The following is a 17,702-nucleotide window of genomic DNA, read 5'->3' as shown; positions in this document are numbered from 1 at the left end:
CGCAGCTCACAGGTGCTTGCCGCCCGTGACGGCGAGCACCGATCCGGAGACGAAGGACGCCTCCTCCGATGCCAGGTAGACGTAGGCGCCTGCAAGTTCTGCCGGCTGCCCCGGTCGGCCGAGCGGGGTGTCGGCGCCGAAGTGCACGAGTTTTTCGTCCCACCCCGTGGCCGGAATGAGGGGCGTCCATACGGGCCCGGGGGCGACGGCGTTCACCCGCACGCCGCGCTCTCCCTGCTCGACCGCGAGCGCCTGCACGAAGGCCACGAGCGCGGCCTTCGTCATCGCATAGTCGATCAGATCCGGGCTGGGGTTGAAGGACTGAATGGAGGCCGTCACGATGACCGAGGCCCCCGGGCAGAGATGCGGCGCGGCCTCGCGCATGAGCAGCAGCGGGGCGACGAGGTTTGTCTCCAACACCTGCATGATCTGCGCTTTCTCAAGCACCGTTGCGCCCTCTCTCGAGCGCTGTACCCCCGCGTTCAGCACGAGGACATCAATTCCGCCCAGCGCAGCGGTCGCTCGCTCAATGAGCGTGACGCACTGGGCCTCCTCGGTGAGATCACCGGGAACGAGCTCGCAGTGCCTCCCGGTTTCATCTACCAGGTCTCGGGTCCACTCCGCATCGACCTCTTCCTCCGGAAGATAGCCGATCGCGACGTCGGCCCCCTCTCGCGCGAAGGCGACCGCAACCGCGCGGCCGATCCCAGAATCTCCCCCGGTGATGACGCAGCGCTGGCCGGCGAGGCGCCCGCTCCCGCGGTAACTCAGCTCCCCGTGATCGGGTCGCACACGCATTTCCTCAGTGTGACCGGGCTGAGACTGCTGTCGCTCCTCGCTGAACGGCGGGACCGCGTACTTCGTTCTCGGGTCAACGTTGGGGCACATCCCACCACCTCCTTTCGAAACCGCGCAACGCGTCAGTGTTCCCGGATCAGCCTGATCAGTTCCGCTTTCCTGAGCTTCGAATACCCCGTGAGCCCGAGGTCCTTCGCCCGCCGACGCAACTCGGGCACCGTACGGTCTTCATAGTCTTCGGCGGAGCCGCCCCGCCGGCCGATCGCCGAGCGCCCCTCCTTCGCCGCGGCATTCGAGATGCGCGCTGCCTTCTCCTCTGACGCCCCCTCCTTCCGCAGGCGGTCGTAAAGCTCCGGATCCTTGAGCTGGGGGGTGGGCATGTTCCGACTCCTTCGCGTCTCGGTCAACCCGCGCTCCCGCGCGGCGTGAGTGGTGCTCCAGGCTAGGCGAGCCTGGCGGCCGTGACGAGACCCTCGACAATTGCTCGTCCCCCGCCTATCCTCACCGCGCGCCATCTCAGTCGCTCCCTGGCCCGGCGGTGCCTGCGCGCCCGGCGGTGCCTGCGTGCCCGGCGGTACTGTCGCGCGGAGCTGTGCCGTCGCGCGGAGCTGTGCCGTCGCGGAAGAGTTGCAGCAGCGCAGCGGACCCTCCCGCACCGAACGCACGCCGCTGCTCCTCCGCGGGGCTCCCAGCGTCGAGCCGCCTGGCCACATAGCGCTCGGCCAGCTCCCCATCGCCCGCACGTTCGAGGGCGGCCCCGGCGCGCTCGAGCAGCATCTCGAGGAACACCGGGGCGGGCAGCTTCGCCCCCAGCACGGGATCGACGATCGAGTCCGCGAGCCCGTCTCTGGCCGCCAACCACAGTGCGCCACTGAGGGGCCCGGGCGGAGCAGCGAGCCGTTCCTCCTCGGCGGTGCAGGCATCGTCGACCAGAGCGCGCACGAGAGCGGTGAAACCCACCGCGTCCTCGGCGCGCAGCTGCGAATCGGCGAGTCGCAGCTCTATGGTGGGGTACCGATCCGAAAGCCGGGCGGACCACGACAGCATTCCCGGATCGAGCACGATCCCGCTGGCCACCAGCGTGGCAACGGTCTGCTCGTACTCGGCAACGTCCACAAATGGAGGAGGCCAGCCCGCTACGGGCCAGTTCAGACTCATGAGGTAGCGCCAGCTGGCGAAGCCCGTGTCAACACCGCACCACAGGGGGGAATTTGCGGCGAGCGCGAGGAGCCCAGGCGCCCACCTGGAGAGGGCCGCGATGGCCCGCAGCCCAGTTTCGCGTGACGGCACGGCGACGTGCACGTGCGTGCCCGTGATGTATTGGAACTCGCCGACACGGCGCACTTCCCGCGCGATCGCGTGGTACCGATCCGCCTGGGTCACCGTGCCTTCCGTGTCGCCGCCAGCAGGCGGCAGTCCCGTTCCCGCGACGACGACGCCGCCGGCCGCCGCCGTGGCCGCCGTGGCCGCGGCCTCCCGGAACGCGCGCAGCGTGGCCTCGGCCTCGGCCATCGAGTGGCATACCGGGGTCGCAGTCTCGATCTGGCTCGCGAAGTACTCGTGCTGAGCGGTGTCCTGGCCCGGGGACAGCGCGGCGAGGAGATCCGCCGCACCGTTCACGGGCGCGCCGGTCGATGCGTCGAGCAGCAGGAACTCCTCCTCGATGCCGAAGCCTCGCGCCTCTGCGGGCGTCAGTTCGCTCATGGTCCCTCCCTCTTCCGGGGTGCGTGCAGCGTATCCGCGCTTTGCGTCGGGGCACACCGGGGTTGACCGGGTGAGGCTGGCCGGATAACGCCGCGAGGCGGCTGGAGAACGCCAGCTCAGCGAACCACTATCGCACGGGCGACTGCTGAAGCAACCCCCTGTCCAGGTGGATCGCGGCGAGGATAGCCTGGGGTACACGAGGACCAATCTGGCCACTCGGGGAAGGGAAAGAGACCATGAGTTTTCTGGCATTTCTGCTGCTCGGCCTCATCGCTGGAGCCATCGCAAAGGCAATCCTGCCCGGGCGCCAAGGCGGCGGCTGGTTCGTGACGCTGCTGCTCGGCGTCGTTGGTGCGATGCTCGGCGGCTGGCTCGGCTCGGTGCTCTTCGGCGCCAATCTTCAGGAGTTCTGGTCGCTCCAGACCTGGCTGCTCGCCATCGGCGGATCCATCGTCGTGCTCCTGATCTACGGCCTCATCGTTGGCGGCAGCCGCCGACGCGAGTCCTAGTCCAGCGTCCAACGGCCCAAGCGCGCCAGCGCAGCCACTCACCTGAGGAGGGGGAGATGATGCACACCACCGGTGACGGGAAGCACCGCGACGATGCAAACACAGGAGATGCGCTCACCGACGATCCGAGTGTCGTCGAGACGCAGAGCACCGAGGCGGGACCGCACGAGGAGTCCGAGAAGAAGGACGTCGTCTCGGATCCCGCTCGCGCGGACCAGCTCGGAACGGACTGGACTGACGAAGGCGGAGCAACCGGCGGCGGGCCGGCCACCCAGTCGGAGGCCGAATAGCTCGACGTGCTGTTCACGCGTGCCCTAGCGCCGGAGTTCTCCGCTCCGGCGCTAGGGCACGCGTGGTTCCTCAACGATGTGCAGACCGGAGGGACCATTCGCGAGGTCGCTCAGCCGTTCCACCCATTCCCGGTTGAGACCCAACCCCTCCGTGCTGTCGAACTCGAAGACGAGCTGCGAGCTCGGGTGCAGCCAGACGGTGCGCTGCACGGTCCCTTCGTTCCAGGTGAACATGAAGCTCTCGTGTCGCACCAGCTTCATCGTGATGACGCTGCGCAGGTGGGCGAGCAGCCGGTCCTCGAACTCGAAGGACTGGGTCCCGCCGTAGCTCAGGCTTCCCATGGTCACTCCCCCCGCTTCCCGCTGGTCTGCGCACCGGTCGATCCGGACGCGCGGGTCGATCCTGACGCGCCGGGATCTGCCAGCGGCGGAGCCGCCGGGCTGGCGTGTGATCCGAGCCGTTCCTTCGCGTATTTCTCGGCCTCTGACTCGGTGAGCAGCACCATTCCCCGCGGCGTATGGGCCAGATCCCGGAGCACCCCGAGCCAGATGGGATTCAGCTCGGGTGCCCGGCTCCCCGCAAAGCGGAAGATCAACGGGATGCTCGGCGAAACCCAGAGGGAGACCCTCCCGCTCCCCTGCTCGAGCGTGTTCGTCCAGCTCACGAAAAACGATTCCTGCCTGCGCAGCTTCTGTCCCACGGCGATCTTCAAGTGCGCGAGAGCCCGGTCCTCGATCTCGTACTCCGCACCGGCGCCGTATATCAAGTACCCCATTCCGCAATGCTCCCAGAGTTTGGAGCACATAGCCAGCAATACTGACCGTCATGTTTTCACTTCCCCCTGGACAATGAGGTGCTCATGAGCAGGCTTACTGACATTCTGGGCTCCAGAGAGCTCGTCATGGTGTCGAACAGGCTCCCCGTCGACCGCGTCGAGGAGGCCGATGGCACACTCACCTGGCGCACCTCCCCCGGCGGACTCGTGACGGCCGTCGAGCCGATCGTCGAGGAACTTGGCTGCACCTGGATCGGGTGGCCGGGCGGATCCGAGGATGAAATCGACCCGTTCACCATCGGTCCGATGCGGATTTCACCGGTCTCGCTCGACGCGCAGGACTTTGCCGAGTACTACGAGGGATTCTCCAATGCCACCCTCTGGCCGCTCTATCACGACGTGATCGCGACACCCGAGTATCACCGGGAGTGGTGGGAGCGCTATCGGAGCGTGAACCAGCGCTTCGCGGAACGGGTCGCTGAACGCGCGGAGCCCGGCGCGGTCGTGTGGGTGCATGACTACCAGCTGCAGCTGGTGCCCGCACGCTTGCGCAGGCTGCGTCCCGATCTCACGATCGGCTTCTTCATGCACATCCCGTTTCCGGCGCCAACGCTGTTCGCTCAGCTCCCCTGGCGACGCCACATCGTGGAGGGGCTCCTCGGCGCAGACGTCGTCGGCTTCCAGAGCGTGGGCGACGCGCAAAGTTTTCGCCTGGCGGCCGAGCGTTTCGGCCAGTCCCACGCGCTCGGGAACTCGCTCGTCATTCCCGAGGAGGCCGGGGAGCCCTCCAGGACGGTCATCGCCCAGGAATTCCCCATCTCGATCGACGCAGGCGGATTCGCCATGCTCGCGGAGCGCCGTGACACCCGGCGCCGGGCCGCCGAGATCCGGGCCGAACTCGGGAACCCCGGGCAGGTGCTCCTCGGCGTGGACCGGCTCGACTATACGAAGGGCATCAGGCATCGACTCAAGGCCTTTTCAGAGCTTCTGAGTGAGGGCGAGCTCAGCGCACGGGACGCGGTGCTCGTGCAGGTGGCAAGCCCGAGCCGCGAGCGAGTCGGGGCCTACCGTCGCCTCCGCGACGAGGTCGAGCGCACCGTCGGCCGCATCAACGGGGAACACTCGGGGATCGGTCGCTCCCCGCTGGTCTACCTGCACCAGACGTTCGACCGAAACGAGATGGCCGCACTGTACCTTGCCGCAGACGTGCTGCTGGTCACGCCGCTCCGCGACGGCATGAACCTGGTGGCGAAGGAGTTCGTGGCCTCGCAGGACGAGTCTGCGGGAGTCGTCGTCCTCAGCGAGTTCGCGGGGGCCGCCGCCGAGCTGCGCGACGCGCTGCTCGTCAACCCCCACGACATTGAAGGCCTGAAGTCAGCGATCGTGCGCGCAGTCCACATGCCGGCGGGCGAGCGCGAACGACGCATGGCGGCGCTGCGTGAACAGGTCTTTACCCACGACGTCGCCCACTGGGCCGAGGACTACCTCGGGAGCCTGTGCGCGGTTGCCGAGGAGCGCCTCACGCCCAGCACGCACGGCGTGGCCGAACCCACCGGCCCCATCCGCACCTCACAGGAATTCATTCCCGCAAGCGTCTCGGATCGCGTGAGGCGCATCGCCACCTCGCACGCACTCATCGTCGCGTGCGACTTCGACGGCACACTCGCTCCCATCGTCTCCCGCCCCGAGCGCGCACGGATCCTGCCGCGCGCCCAGGAGTCGCTCCACCTGCTGTCGCGGGCACCGGGCGTGCGAGTGGTCCTGCTCTCGGGCCGATCCATCGAGAGCCTTCTGGAGACCGGGATCGAGACGGACGACTGGATCGTCTCCGGCTCCCACGGCGCTGAAATCACCGGCCTCGACGGGGCCGGCCATCTCGCCCCCAGTGAACTCACGACGAGCGAGCGCGACAGGCTCGCCGCGCTGCAGCGACGGTTCGAGCGGGTGTTCGGTGAGGACCCCGGCGTGCGGCTCGAACGCAAGCCGTTCGGGCTCGCGACGCACACCCGCGGCGTCGCGGATCCCGTGCGCGCTGACGAAATCAGGCAGGCGGCGTCGAAGATGGCCCAGGAGGCCGGACTGCATGTCCGCTCAGGGAAAGAGGTCTCCGAGTGCAGCGTGCGACCGAGCGACAAGGGCACGACGCTGCTGCGGATCGCCGCGGAGCTCCCCCGCGCGCAGATTCTTTACCTGGGTGACGACGTCACAGACGAGGACGTCTTCGCCGCCCTCCGCACCGATGATCTCGGGATCAAGGTCGGCGAGGGCGCAACGCTCGCGCGGGAGCGGATCCCGGACCCCGCTGCGGCGGCCGCAGTGCTGGCAATGCTCGCCGAGCTGCGAACGGGCATCGCGGGGTAGAACCGCCCAGGGTGGCCGGCCCTAGCTGGGCGAGGAGCGCCCCGCGGCGTCTTGCGCGCGACCGGGCCATTCCGTGCTTCGCGGGATCGATAATTCCGACACGGAGAGTTCACCAATTTCCCAATGCGCAGGAGACGGGTTTTCTAATAGGCAAATCACAGATGACGGGGAAGTAAGCAACAGCTTGGTCTTGCCTGACAAATTGAACATTACGCGACGGCAAATATTGTTTGCTGTGCAATCCGAAACAGCTGTAATGTTAGCGACGCTTCGCAAAAGCTCACTCGCCAGGAGGCCGCCGCACATCATGGAGTTGCGCGACTACGTCAGAATCCTTCACAAGAATTGGATGCTGATCACAGCGTTCACGCTTATTGGCGTGTGCATCGCTGCGGGCGCCTCGCTGCTGATGAAGCCCAGCTTCGAGGCCGGCACCCAACTGTACGTCTCCGTGCGCAATGAGAGCCAGGCCTCGGGTGAACTCGTGCAAGGTTCGAACTTTGCTCGGCAGAGCGTGCAGAGTTACGTGAACATTGTGGCCACCGAGAGCGTGCTGGGCCCGGTCATTCAGGAGCTCGGCCTCGACACGACCACCGAAGCGCTCGCGAAGCGGGTGAGCTCCAGCGCGCCGCTCAACACCTCGCTGATCGATATTCGCGTCTCGGGCGAGGATCCGAAGGAGACCGCCGAGATCGCCAACGCGATCGGAGCGAGCTTCATCACCCTCGTCCAGGAGGAGCTCGAGGTGATTGAGAGCGGCACGGAGGCGAGTCCCGTCAAGCTGACGACCGTGCAGCCTGCGGAAACGCCGACAAGTCCAGTGAGCCCCAGGGTACCCCTCAATATCGCGCTCGGGGCGCTCGTCGGCCTCGCCCTGGGCGTAGGCATCGCGGTGCTCCGAAATGTGCTGGACACGAGAATCCACTCGCTCCACGATATCGAGCAGGTGACGGATGCACCGCTGCTCGGCGGGATCGCGTTCGACCCGGAGGCGAAGCAGCGTCCGCTCATCGTGCACGCGGACCCACGCAATCCGCGCGCGGAGTCCTTTCGTACCCTTCGCACGAACCTCCAGTTCCTGGCCGTGAATGAGGAATCAGAGAATCGCGGCAAGAGCTTCGTGGTCTCCTCTGCCGGGCCGTCTGAGGGGAAGTCGACGACCACGGCGAACCTCGCGATCGCGCTCGCCGAATCCGGCGCCCGAGTGGCGCTCGTCGACGGCGACCTCCGACTTCCGAAGGTCGCCGACAACATGGGGCTCGAGGGCGGCGTGGGCATGACGGATGTGCTCATCGGTCGAGCCGAGCTCGCCGATGTGCTGCAGCGCTGGGGCGCGGGGCAGCTCTACGTTCTCCCCGCGGGGAAGGTGCCGCCGAATCCGAGCGAGCTGCTCGGGTCCAAGGGCATGGAGCTACTGCTGGAGACCCTCAACGAACACTTCGACTACGTCCTGATCGATACGCCGCCGCTGTTGCTCGTGACTGACGCCGCCGTCGTGAGCAAGCACACGAACGGCACCGTCCTGGTGGCCGCGTCGGGCTCCACGAGGAAGCCCGCGCTTGAGATGGCCGTCCGCACGCTCGCGGCCGGCGGTGGGCACCTGCGAGGAGTCGTCATCACCATGCTTCCCACGAAGGGACCCGACAGCTATGGCTATGGCGCCTACGGCTACGGGACCGATCACTGGGCACAGACTTCGCAATCCGCGGAGAAGCGCACCGCCCGGGGGGAAAAGAGGCGGTCACGGGGGCAGAGCTAGACCGAGCGAATGGGGATACAGGGAGATGGCCTTCAGTCTTTTCGACACCGCGGCACCCGAAGGGCCGTTCAGCGTGTTGACGGTGTGCACGGGGAATGTGTGCCGCTCGCCACTTGCGGCGCAACTCTTGCAGAAGGCGCTGAGGGGCACGCCGTCGAGCGTTGGGAGCGCGGGGATCCAGGCGCTCGTCGGCGAGCCCATGACGGAGCAGAACCAGCGGATCGCGGTCGATCTCGGGGTGACCTCCGCGGAGCACCACCGCGCTCGCCAGCTCACGCCCGCGATGCTTCGCGACGCTGACCTCGTACTTGCGCTTTCCCGCGAGCATCGGCGCGCGGCCGTCGAAATGCTCCCGCGCGCGGCCCGCAAGACGTTCACGCTGCGGGAGTTCGGTCGCCTTGCTGCCGCACTCGATCCCGACGAGCTCGACCAGACGTCGCCCGCCGCCGTCGCAGAATCGAGCGGACCGGACCTGGCTCAACGCATGCGCTACGCCGTCGAGGCCATCGCGCGCATCCGCGGCACGATCCCGCCGCCGATGGCCCTCGAGGACGACGACGTGATCGACCCATTCCAGCAATCTGATGCGGTCTATGAGCGCTCCGCCGAGCAGATCGTCCCGGCCTTGAACGCAACCTCCCTCCTCCTCCGCGGCGCGGCAATCGGCAGGGGGTAAGGGAATTGGGTGGGAAACTGTTCTTTCGCTCCACTCCGGGGCGATCGCCGTCGGCGCGGCAGCGCGGTGTGATGATTGCCGCGCTCGCCCTTTTGGCGGCCACGGCGGTCGCACTCAGCGGCGTCGCGCTCTTGACCTCTCGTGCGGACCGGGCAGGCGACGACCCGGCTTCTCCGCCGAGATTCGGGGCGAACTCGCCTGGAAAGACGAGCCCGCCCACGGTCTCGGAGACCCCGGCCCCTCCTGCGATTACGGTTTCTGCCCCCGACCGCATCCTCGCTGTTGGGGCGCGGGATGGCCACCTCGTGCGCGGGACGACCGGGACGTGCGGGACGACCGCAGCGACGCTCGACGTCTCGAGCGATGGCGGCGCCCAGTGGCGCGGGGCGTCGCTCACCGACCTCGACGGCGGCGAGATCTTGGCCCTGGATGCCGGCGACCCGTCGGTGACCCGGATGGTCTACCTCGGCGGCGATTGCAGCCCTGAACTTGCGCGTTCCTTTGTTGGCGGGGCTGATTGGGAACCGACGACGGGCGTCGAGGCGTCGTGGTTCCTCCACCCGGCCGAGCCAGTAAGTGCGAACTCACCCGGCGGCCGGGTTCAACTGCCGTGCGGTGCGGTCTCTCTCGACGCAGCAGCTGAGCGCGGCATCGTGCTCTGCGAGGACGCGCGAATTGCGGTCACCAGCGACTTCGGTACTACCTGGTCGGCACCCGTCGCGGTGGCGGGCGCCGTCGCGGTCGCGCTCAGCGGCTCAGGGTTTGCGATTGCCGTTGAGTCCGAGGGCGAGTGCCGCGGCATCCAAGCGAAACGCTTCGTCGACGGGCGTCTCGGTGAGGGTGGCGCCTGCCTGGAGGGAGAGTTCCCCGAGAGTTCGGTGGTCATCGCGGGGAGCCCGCACAGCTCAGTGCTGTACGCGTGGGCCGGCGATGTGCTCGCCCGTTCCGAGGACGGGGGTTCATCGTGGATATGAGCGCCCCAGCGTGGGAACGACGGTATGGGCTCAAGCTCGCCCTCACCGACTTCATCATTGTGTTCGTCGCGGTGTTCGGCGCGCAGGTCCTGCGGTTCGGGATCCGGACCGAGGACGTGGACGTGGCACTCATCGCGAGCACAGAGGTGGTCGTCACCTATTCCCTCGTCTCCCTCGCACTCGCGCTGAGTTGGTTCATCACGCTCGGGATCGGCGAGAGCCGGGACCCGAAAGTGTTCGGGATCGGGCCCGTCGAGTACAAGCGGGTCGTCAGCCTCACGCTCTTCACGTTCGGCCTCTACGCGATCATCGCGTTTTCTCTCCGCGCACAGGTGGGGCGGGGCTACCTGCTCATCGCATTGCCTGCCGGCCTCCTCTTGCTCTTGCTATCGCGCTGGCTGTGGCGCAAGCGGCTCCACCGCCAACGCGCACGGCACAGGAATATCTACCGCGCCCTCGTCGTGGGCGAGCGCACAAAGAGTGCACACATTGCGCAACAGATCGCCCGGAACCGGCACGCCGGCTTTGGCCTGCTCGGGGCGGTGACAGAGCTCGGGAGCAACGCCGAGCTGCTGCCCGGTCTGCCCGTCGTCGCAAGCTATGACGACCTTCTTGAGGCGGTTGATCGCCTCAAGGTAGACACACTCATTATGACGAGCCCGGACTCGATTGCGCCGGAGCGCATGCGTCGCATCGGCTGGGAGCTCGAGGCCCGCAACGTGGACCTCATCGTCACGGTGGCGCTCACGGACATCGCCGGGCCCCGGATCCACACGACACCGATCTCTGGTCTCCCACTGATTCACGTCGAACACCCGAAGTTTTCGGGGCGTAAGCAGTTCGCGAAGCGGGTGTTCGATCTCTTGGGGTCGGCTGCGCTCATTGTCTTGACGGCACCCATCATGCTCGCGGTCGCAATCGCGGTCAAAGTGTCGAGCAAGGGACCGGTTTTGTACTCGCAACAGCGAGTCGGGCTCTCCGGTGGCGAGTTCCCAATGCTCAAGTTTCGGTCTATGGTGCAGAACGCGGACCAACAACTTGCCGGGCTCCTTCAAGCGCAGGGAACCTCAGACGTCCCTCTCCACAAAGTCGAGAATGACCCCCGGATCACCCCGGTTGGAAAAATCATCCGCCGCTATTCACTCGATGAGTTGCCACAACTTTTCAATGTGTTCGTCGGCTCCATGAGCCTGGTGGGCCCCAGGCCACAACGCGATGCAGAAGTCGCACTGTACCAGGATCATCACCATCGTCGACTCAAGGTCAAGCCTGGAATTACTGGGCTCTGGCAAGTGAGCGGACGGAGTGACCTCACATGGGAAGACGCGATTCGTCTCGACCTGTATTACGTTGAAAATTGGTCGATGGTCGGCGATTTGCTCATCCTCTGGCGAACCGTGCGGGCAGTAGTGGCTCCTGTGGGAGCCGTGTGATGATCATCGAAAGCCTACCGACGGCTCCAAGCGCACCCGAAGCGGACGGTACTCCGCTCGTCGTAATCTTGCTTGCAACATTCAACGGAGCCAAGTACCTCAAGCCGCAACTCGCCTCGCTCGATTCTCAGGTGCACAACAATTGGCATCTCGTGGTTTGGGACGACGGTTCCACTGACTCAACCCCAGAGCTGTTGAGGTCATTTGCCGATGCCCGCCCAGGGCGCGTGACCATTCTTGAAGGCGAACCCGTCCGATCCGCCAGTGGAAACTTCTTTCGGCTACTTCGAGCCGCACCTCCAGCGGACTTCTACGCCCTTTGCGATCAGGATGATGTGTGGCATCCTGACAAGCTCACGACGATGATCGCGGGCCTGCAATGGATGGGAGAACAGCACCCAATACGCTCCCCGGCACTGGCATTTTCTGATCTCAGGGTCGTAGATCGGGATCTCTGCCTGCTTCGAGAATCGTTTATGGGTCAAATCAAAGCTCGGCCGGAGCGCGCGTCATTTGGGTCTCTCATTGTGGAGAACCTCGCACCGGGATGCTCGATGGTGTTCAACTCAGCGCTCCTCCGCGAACTTTATGAAGAGCCGGAGACTCGAAACGCTGCAATCATGCATGACTGGTGGCTCATCCTGCTCGCAATCTCCACCGGTCGGGTTGGCTATGTCGATCGAGCTTTGGTCGACTACAGGCAACATGAATCAAACACTCTCGGAACCGTCACCCGGGCTGGCATCCGCTTTGCGCTCACGAAGCTGCTGAAGCCCAACGCTCCCAGCATTGCAGGCACGTATGCGCAGCTCGGCGCGTTACTCAGCCTCCACCAGCCCCAGATGCACAGCGAGGCGAGCAAAATCGCAAGGGCGTTTGTGGTTACAGAACACCAAACCAAGATCGCACGCATGATTGTCTGCATCCGGCACGGAATTCTGAAGCAGACATTCCCCCGTCGCCTGTATCAACTCTTGAAAATCTAACGAGAATGTCGTATCTCTTTTTCGCCTTCCTAGCGAGCGCATTGATGTTGCTCTACCGGCGACCGCCATCGGCAACCAGCCCCCTGTGGAACATCGTTGGTGGCGGCCCCGGGGTGCCCCGACGCCTGACTGCAGCAGGGAGCGTAACCCTCAGTAGGGTCGGTCTTCTGCTGAGCGCTTCAGTGCTTCTCACTGTTGCCGCCACTCGCTATGGCATTGGCACAGACTACTGGTCGCGGCACGTGCCGATGTTTATCCAAATTCGCAACGGCTGGAGAACCGATTACGAGCCCGGATTCATTGCCCTCAACCTGATCGTGGGCTACTTCACCGATGATCCGCAGTGGTTGATTGCGCTCCTTTCACTCCTCACTATTGCGCTCGTCTACAGGTTCATCGTGAGAATGTCGTTGAATCCTGCTCTTTCAGTGCTGTTGTTTGTGCTGGGCGGTTTTTACCTCGAGACCTTCAACCTTGCCCAACAGGGACTCGCCATCGCCCTACTCCTGAACACGATTGAGCTTGCGCTCCGACGAAAGCACCTCGCTTTCGTTCTCGTCGTGCTGGTCGCCACGAGCATTCATTCCAGCGCACTCATCTGGTTCGCGGTATGGCCGCTCTTGATGATCAGGCTCAACCGCTTTTGGCGCACGATGGCAGCTATCGGGGCAACGGCGCTGATTCTCGGAGCGTCACAGCTCCTGATCGCATGGGCGGCTCGCATTGCCCCAGACTATGCGTGGTACCTCACATCAAACTATGGTGATGCGCGCAATATCAGCCTCGGAGTGATCCTTTGCGCGTTCGCGGCGGCCGTACCCTTCATGCTTCGCGCGACTCCCGCAGGGGAAGGGGACTATTCAGGGGCGTTGGCAAATCTGCTGCTCATCGGAGCCCTCCTGCTCGTCACCGCTATTACGAGCGCCTACTTTTTCTCACGACTCGTCTACTACTTCACTCCGGTACAGATGGTCGCGATTCCCTACCTGCTGGCCACAATCCGCTCTGCAGTCACTCGACGAATCATCGGCAGCGCGTACGTTGTGCTGTACCTGAGCGCATTCGTATATCAGTTCATCGTATGGAACGCCCACGGGGTCGTGCCTTACGAGTCTGTCTTATTCCAGTAGAAGGAAGTTGAACTCATGAATGCAACGAACTCACTCCAGGTTTCGGTCGTTATCCCTACTTTCAATACCCCCCTTCCGCTGCTCATCCGAAGCGTTGAGAGCGCATTGGGTCAGGATCTCCCGCCAGCCGAAATCATCGTGGTCGATGATGGTTCAAGTGATGATCACGCAGCCAAAGTGGCTGACTATTGTTCGCGAACGGCCTCTGTCCGCCTTCGCAGGCAGCCGAATCTCGGCGTAGCTATCGCTCGGAATACTGGCATTCTCATGGCCAAGGGTGCGTACGTGTGTTTTCTCGACGCAGATGACACGCTTCGCCGAGAATTCATCTCGACCGCATCAGAAATCGCACTGAGAACTCGGGCTGACGCGGTCTTCGGCGGGATGACGGTCCATCGCGGTGGCGCCTCTGAGCCATGGCGCAGTCTCGAAGAGAGATCCCTGTCGAGCCAGCGCGAGATAGAACACGCCAGAATCGGTGCGCTCACGTTTTCCACGACTGCCTCGGGGCGCCCTGGACCCACCTCACTCGTCAATGCCGTCGGAGCGTTATTTCGCACAGCCATCGCGCGAGAAGTGCAGTTCCGCCCCGATGTGGCACACGCAGAGGACCGGCTCTTCGTGTCGGACTTTCTCTCCGTCGCGGCCTCAGTAGCCCTCTCTCCCGAAGTGTGGTACGACTACCGGATCTTGCCTTCTTCTGCGACCCAGGCGGTTGACTTTGCGTCTGCCGGCAAGCTGCCACCGACGGTACGAGCTTTGGCAAGCGTTGCATCCGACTGCGGCCTGCGGAAGAATGAGGCGGCTTCCTCGATCGCTGCCGTCGCGGCGATCGGCGCATTTGCGTACACCAAGCTCTTCCTGCAATTGGTGAGCTTGCCGGGGCACCGGGAGAAGGGCGGACAGGCACTCGCTGAGCTTCTGGGAGACCGAGAAGTGTCGGGTGCGTTGTCCCTGGCACAACCCAGCGGCCTGGCAGATCGCGTGCTGTGTCATCTCGCTTCGCGGGGAAACAGTCGTGCGCTGATGACGCTAGGCGCAACACACCAATGGTTCCGGCGGATACTCGACTCAGGCCGGCTTTCCCGAGAGCAGACCGCCCCGGAACCTACCGGTCAGGAGCGGCCACCTCGCTCCGAGAACCTGGCGCGCCCCTCCGTGGGACTGATCGTGCATTACAGCAACACGAACTACGGAAATCACCTGGTGAACTATGCGTCAGTTCGAATTCTTGAGCGCTGCGGATTCACAGCAACGCTCATTGACTTTGCCCCCATGCACCAGCCACTGCTCTCCACTGTGAAACGCATGCCACGCAAACTCCTTCGATTGGGAGTTTCTGGCGTATGGTCGCGGCTCCGAGGACGACTGATCCGCAAGCTCGATGCCCTGCGGAATTCCGAGCCCACTCACCCAGACGATTCCGCGCGAGCACAGCGCTTTTCCGCATTCGCTGAGCAGCACTTTGACCTCCTGAGAGTGCAGCCAAAAGACCGCGAATCGCTCGCCCAGGCATTTGATCGGTTCGCCGTTGGCGGGGATCAGATCTGGAACTTTGACCACTCTGCTAGAACCTGGCATTTCGCGGACTTCGCGGAGGGGCACATAGTTGCCACTCTGGCCCCCAGTGTTGGGCATTCGTCGATTCCCTTGGAATGGAAAGGCTATTACCGGCAACAGTTGAGCAGATTCGGGGAGTTCGGGGCTCGAGAAACGGATTGGCTCGATTCCTTAGGACCCCGCGATGGACTCCCCAGAGCCCAACTTCTCATCGACCCCACTCTCATGCTTGATGTCGCAGATTGGCGCGAGCTCGCCGCTCACAGTGAATTGAAGAACACCGGGCTTCTGGTCTACACACTGGGACCTCTGCTTGAGGACCAGGTTCGCTTTGTTCATGAGGTGTCGCAGTTGGGCGGGCTGCACGTAACCCACCTGTCACCGAAGGTCGGCGGGGAAATCTGGGGTACGGACGCGTCGGATTTCCTGGCGTTGCTAGATCAGTGCACTGCGCTCATTACTGATTCCTTTCATGGGGCCGCGTTGTCATTTCTCTTCGACAAGCCCGTGACGATACTCCCCCGCCACGGCTTCGCGCGTGCGATGAACACACGCATCGATACACTGGCGAGTCTCTTGCGGCTGCAGGATCGTTTCTTCCCCGGAGTCTCACCAGAGCAAGCGCTCAGGCACGACTACAGCTGCGGGCAAGAGGAATTGGCTCGGCAGCGGGTGCATTTCTGGGATTACCTGCAGCGATGTGGGTTCACTCAAGAAACTCGTCCGAGAGGGAAGCGCGGATGATGATTGCGGCTGGAATCGTGACATTCGATCCGGACTTGGCGAGACTGCATGACAATGTTGCTGCCATTGTTCCGCAAGTGGATCGAGTGCTCGTTTTTGACAATTCATCTGAGAATCAGGACGGCGTCCGCTCGATAGTTCGCTCATTTGCCAACGTGACACTGATATGCGGAACCGAAAACTTCGGAATTGGGTATGCGCTCAACAGGCTTGCTGAGGCGGCTCAAAGGGAGGGCGCAGAGTGGTTTGTGACGCTGGACCAAGACAGTGTCTGTCCGCCAGGCATGGTGGACACTTTGAGGGCGACGGCCTCCGACGCGACGGTGGCAATGGTCACGCCATACATCTGTGACAGGAACAAGTCGACCCCAAGTGCGGAAGAACTAGCACTGCTCCCAGAAACAGAGATATTTACGCAACCAGCAAGGCGCGGCGCAATCACCTCTGGTGCGCTGGTCAGGCTCTCAGCATGGGCCAATGTACACGGTTGCGACGAGATCTTCTTCATCGATTACGTCGACTATGACCTGAACCAACGCCTCATGGACAAAGGCTACGTCCTGATTCGTAACAACCGAACACAGCTTCTGCATGAGGTGGGAGCCGCGAGACCGACCTGGCTTCGCGTGCCTAGAAAAGACATGTCCGGCACCTGGCAAATCGAGCGCTTCTACGCTTTCGGACACAGCCCGTTTCGGTGTTACTACAAGGCGCGGAATCGTGTGCTTTTTACGCGCAAGCACTGGCGAAAGCTCGGCATCAGCCACGAAGGAATCTACCAACTACCCCAGCAGATAGCTCTCACAATCCTGTTTGAGCCCGACAAGCTAGCCAAGCTCAAGGCTTTTGCGCGGGGCGTTCGCGACGGGATCCTGCTGGATCTACAGCCAGACGCTTCCTCTGCTCCGGAGCGGAACAACCACACTTAGAAGAAGGTCCCACCCATGTCAGACCAAGGCGAACGCCACCCAACCGTTCACGCCATTGCCAGCGTTGCCGATCACATGATCTCGCAGAGGTTCCAGCTCGCCTCAAAGCGGCACCTCAAGCGAGCACTCAAGGCACGAAAGCTGCGACCAGATTTGCTCTTCTGGGATGTTGGCTCTCTGGCATGGGGAATCGCAAACTACTGCCGCTCGATGCCCGGGCATCCGGGAGAGTTCCGCTCCTTCGAACGACTGCATCGGCGCCCTCGTGCCTTGACCGCCGTAGACCATGCTGTCTATTTCTACGGCATGTATGACCAACTCACAGAGAAACAAAGATTTGCAGCCGTTCATTCGCTTAAATCAATGCCTCGTGACGCTGCGGGAAGTGTACTGTACCGGCCACAACACCGCGCCGCCTATCTCGACACCATCGGAATGATCACCCCCCTCCTCGCGCGTCACGGCTCCACATATCAGGATGCAGAGTCGATTTCTCTGATGCGCAATCAGTTCGAGGCGTTTACAGAGAACGGATATGACGGCGCGAGCGGGCTTCCTTACCATGGCTACGATCTCGCCTCAGGACAGAAGCAGGGCATCATCGGATGGGGACGTGGAGTCGGGTGGCTCTTGGTGGGACTCGCAGAATCGCTGATCTGGCTTGCCCCAGGCTCTCGCGAGTTTGAACAGGCCGCAGAAGCCTTCCGGAGCCTTGCCGAGGTAGTGGTCGGCTTCCAATCCGCGCAAGGTGCCTTTGCTTGGCAGCTTCAGTGCGTTGACGGCCCAATTGACACCTCCGCGATGTCAATGATTGGTTTTGCAGTCATGCGTTTCTCTCGAGCTACAGGAAACACCGATTTTGAACCAGCGCTTCAAGCACTGCAGCTCAGGCTCGAAGCAGAGATTTCCGAGAGTGGCACCGTCGGCAACTCTTCTGCAGAGTGCATGGGGTTCGCCATGTATCCACAAAAGTTCGAATCTAATGCCTGGGGCCAGGCCTACTCATTATTGTTTCTCACCGAGAGGGCCTCTCCGAAAAATCCGTGTTGGATGTGAGGACGGCTCCGACCGGA

At 63.5% G+C, this 17,702-nt stretch carries 17 protein-coding genes; 12 read left to right on the top strand and 5 right to left on the bottom strand.

Features of this window, described 5'->3' with window-relative positions; translation table 11 throughout:
• Positions 1–6 precede the first annotated feature (6 nt).
• The 3 genes from ACOPJ3_RS03080 to ACOPJ3_RS03070 form a co-directional block, all read right to left on the bottom strand.
• Entirely contained in the window at positions 7–798 is a 792-nt protein-coding gene (locus tag ACOPJ3_RS03080; protein ID WP_427870364.1) for an SDR family oxidoreductase, read from the bottom strand.
• Between the two features lie 122 nt (positions 799–920).
• Positions 921–1,178: a DUF7218 family protein gene (locus ACOPJ3_RS03075; RefSeq protein ID WP_427870363.1), complete on the bottom strand. Its 258-nt coding sequence runs from the start codon at positions 1,176–1,178 to the stop codon at positions 921–923.
• Positions 1,179–1,314: 136 nt separating this feature from the next.
• Positions 1,315–2,502, bottom strand: coding sequence for a carboxylate-amine ligase (locus ACOPJ3_RS03070; protein ID WP_427870362.1), 1,188 nt, complete (start codon positions 2,500–2,502; stop codon positions 1,315–1,317).
• Between the two features lie 236 nt (positions 2,503–2,738).
• Here ACOPJ3_RS03070 and ACOPJ3_RS03065 point away from each other — a divergent pair, with 236 nt between their 5' ends.
• Together ACOPJ3_RS03065 and ACOPJ3_RS03060 are read left to right on the top strand one after the other, a co-directional pair.
• On the top strand, positions 2,739–3,011 hold the full coding sequence (locus tag ACOPJ3_RS03065; protein WP_427870361.1) for a GlsB/YeaQ/YmgE family stress response membrane protein: 273 nt from the start codon (positions 2,739–2,741) through the stop codon (positions 3,009–3,011).
• Between the two features lie 56 nt (positions 3,012–3,067).
• A complete protein-coding gene (locus ACOPJ3_RS03060; protein ID WP_427870360.1) occupies positions 3,068–3,301 on the top strand; it encodes a hypothetical protein in 234 nt (77 codons plus the stop codon).
• A gap of 51 nt (positions 3,302–3,352) precedes the next feature.
• On the opposite strand, the gene ACOPJ3_RS03055 is transcribed toward ACOPJ3_RS03060, so the two are convergent.
• Positions 3,353–3,643: a hypothetical protein gene (locus ACOPJ3_RS03055; RefSeq protein WP_427870359.1), complete on the bottom strand. Its 291-nt coding sequence runs from the start codon at positions 3,641–3,643 to the stop codon at positions 3,353–3,355.
• Positions 3,644–3,645: 2 nt separating this feature from the next.
• A complete protein-coding gene (locus ACOPJ3_RS03050) occupies positions 3,646–4,077 on the bottom strand; it encodes a hypothetical protein (RefSeq protein WP_427870358.1) in 432 nt (143 codons plus the stop codon).
• A gap of 84 nt (positions 4,078–4,161) precedes the next feature.
• On the opposite strand from ACOPJ3_RS03050, the gene ACOPJ3_RS03045 reads away from it, so the two are divergent.
• The 10 genes from ACOPJ3_RS03045 to ACOPJ3_RS03000 all read left to right on the top strand — a co-directional run bounded on the left by ACOPJ3_RS03045 (position 4,162) and on the right by ACOPJ3_RS03000 (position 17,685).
• On the top strand, positions 4,162–6,438 hold the full coding sequence (locus tag ACOPJ3_RS03045) for a bifunctional alpha,alpha-trehalose-phosphate synthase (UDP-forming)/trehalose-phosphatase (protein ID WP_427870357.1): 2,277 nt from the start codon (positions 4,162–4,164) through the stop codon (positions 6,436–6,438).
• A gap of 256 nt (positions 6,439–6,694) precedes the next feature.
• Positions 6,695–8,197 carry a polysaccharide biosynthesis tyrosine autokinase gene (locus tag ACOPJ3_RS03040; RefSeq protein WP_427870356.1) on the top strand — a complete coding sequence of 501 codons (1,503 nt, stop codon included), beginning with the start codon at positions 6,695–6,697 and terminating at the stop codon, positions 8,195–8,197.
• 25 nt (positions 8,198–8,222) lie between these two features.
• Positions 8,223–8,873: a low molecular weight phosphatase family protein gene (locus tag ACOPJ3_RS03035; protein WP_427870355.1), complete on the top strand. Its 651-nt coding sequence runs from the start codon at positions 8,223–8,225 to the stop codon at positions 8,871–8,873.
• 305 nt (positions 8,874–9,178) lie between these two features.
• The gene (locus ACOPJ3_RS03030) at positions 9,179–9,847 is read left to right on the top strand and encodes a hypothetical protein (protein WP_427870354.1); all 669 of its coding nucleotides are present in this window, start codon (positions 9,179–9,181) and stop codon (positions 9,845–9,847) included.
• A complete protein-coding gene (locus ACOPJ3_RS03025; RefSeq protein WP_427871165.1) occupies positions 9,844–11,280 on the top strand; it encodes a sugar transferase in 1,437 nt (478 codons plus the stop codon). Before ACOPJ3_RS03030 ends, ACOPJ3_RS03025 begins: the two co-directional genes overlap by 4 nt.
• On the top strand, positions 11,280–12,266 hold the full coding sequence (locus tag ACOPJ3_RS03020; protein ID WP_427871164.1) for a glycosyltransferase family 2 protein: 987 nt from the start codon (positions 11,280–11,282) through the stop codon (positions 12,264–12,266). The genes ACOPJ3_RS03025 and ACOPJ3_RS03020 overlap by 1 nt, the downstream gene beginning before the upstream one ends.
• Positions 12,267–12,271: 5 nt before the next feature.
• Positions 12,272–13,396, top strand: coding sequence for an EpsG family protein (locus ACOPJ3_RS03015; RefSeq protein ID WP_427870353.1), 1,125 nt, complete (start codon positions 12,272–12,274; stop codon positions 13,394–13,396).
• 15 nt (positions 13,397–13,411) lie between these two features.
• A complete protein-coding gene (locus tag ACOPJ3_RS03010; RefSeq protein WP_427870352.1) occupies positions 13,412–15,700 on the top strand; it encodes a glycosyltransferase in 2,289 nt (762 codons plus the stop codon).
• Positions 15,697–16,629, top strand: a complete 933-nt coding sequence (locus tag ACOPJ3_RS03005; protein WP_427870351.1) for a glycosyltransferase family 2 protein — start codon at positions 15,697–15,699, stop codon at positions 16,627–16,629. The genes ACOPJ3_RS03010 and ACOPJ3_RS03005 overlap by 4 nt, the downstream gene beginning before the upstream one ends.
• Positions 16,630–16,644: 15 nt before the next feature.
• Positions 16,645–17,685: a glycoside hydrolase family 88 protein gene (locus ACOPJ3_RS03000; protein ID WP_427870350.1), complete on the top strand. Its 1,041-nt coding sequence runs from the start codon at positions 16,645–16,647 to the stop codon at positions 17,683–17,685.
• Positions 17,686–17,702: the final 17 nt, after the last annotated feature.

Origin of the sequence: Leucobacter luti, from assembly GCF_050310065.1 — a bacterium.
In the GTDB taxonomy this organism is placed as follows: domain Bacteria; phylum Actinomycetota; class Actinomycetes; order Actinomycetales; family Microbacteriaceae; genus Leucobacter; species Leucobacter luti_B.
Note: the sequence above shows the minus strand (reverse complement) of the source record. Positions and strands in the feature narration are given on the sequence as shown.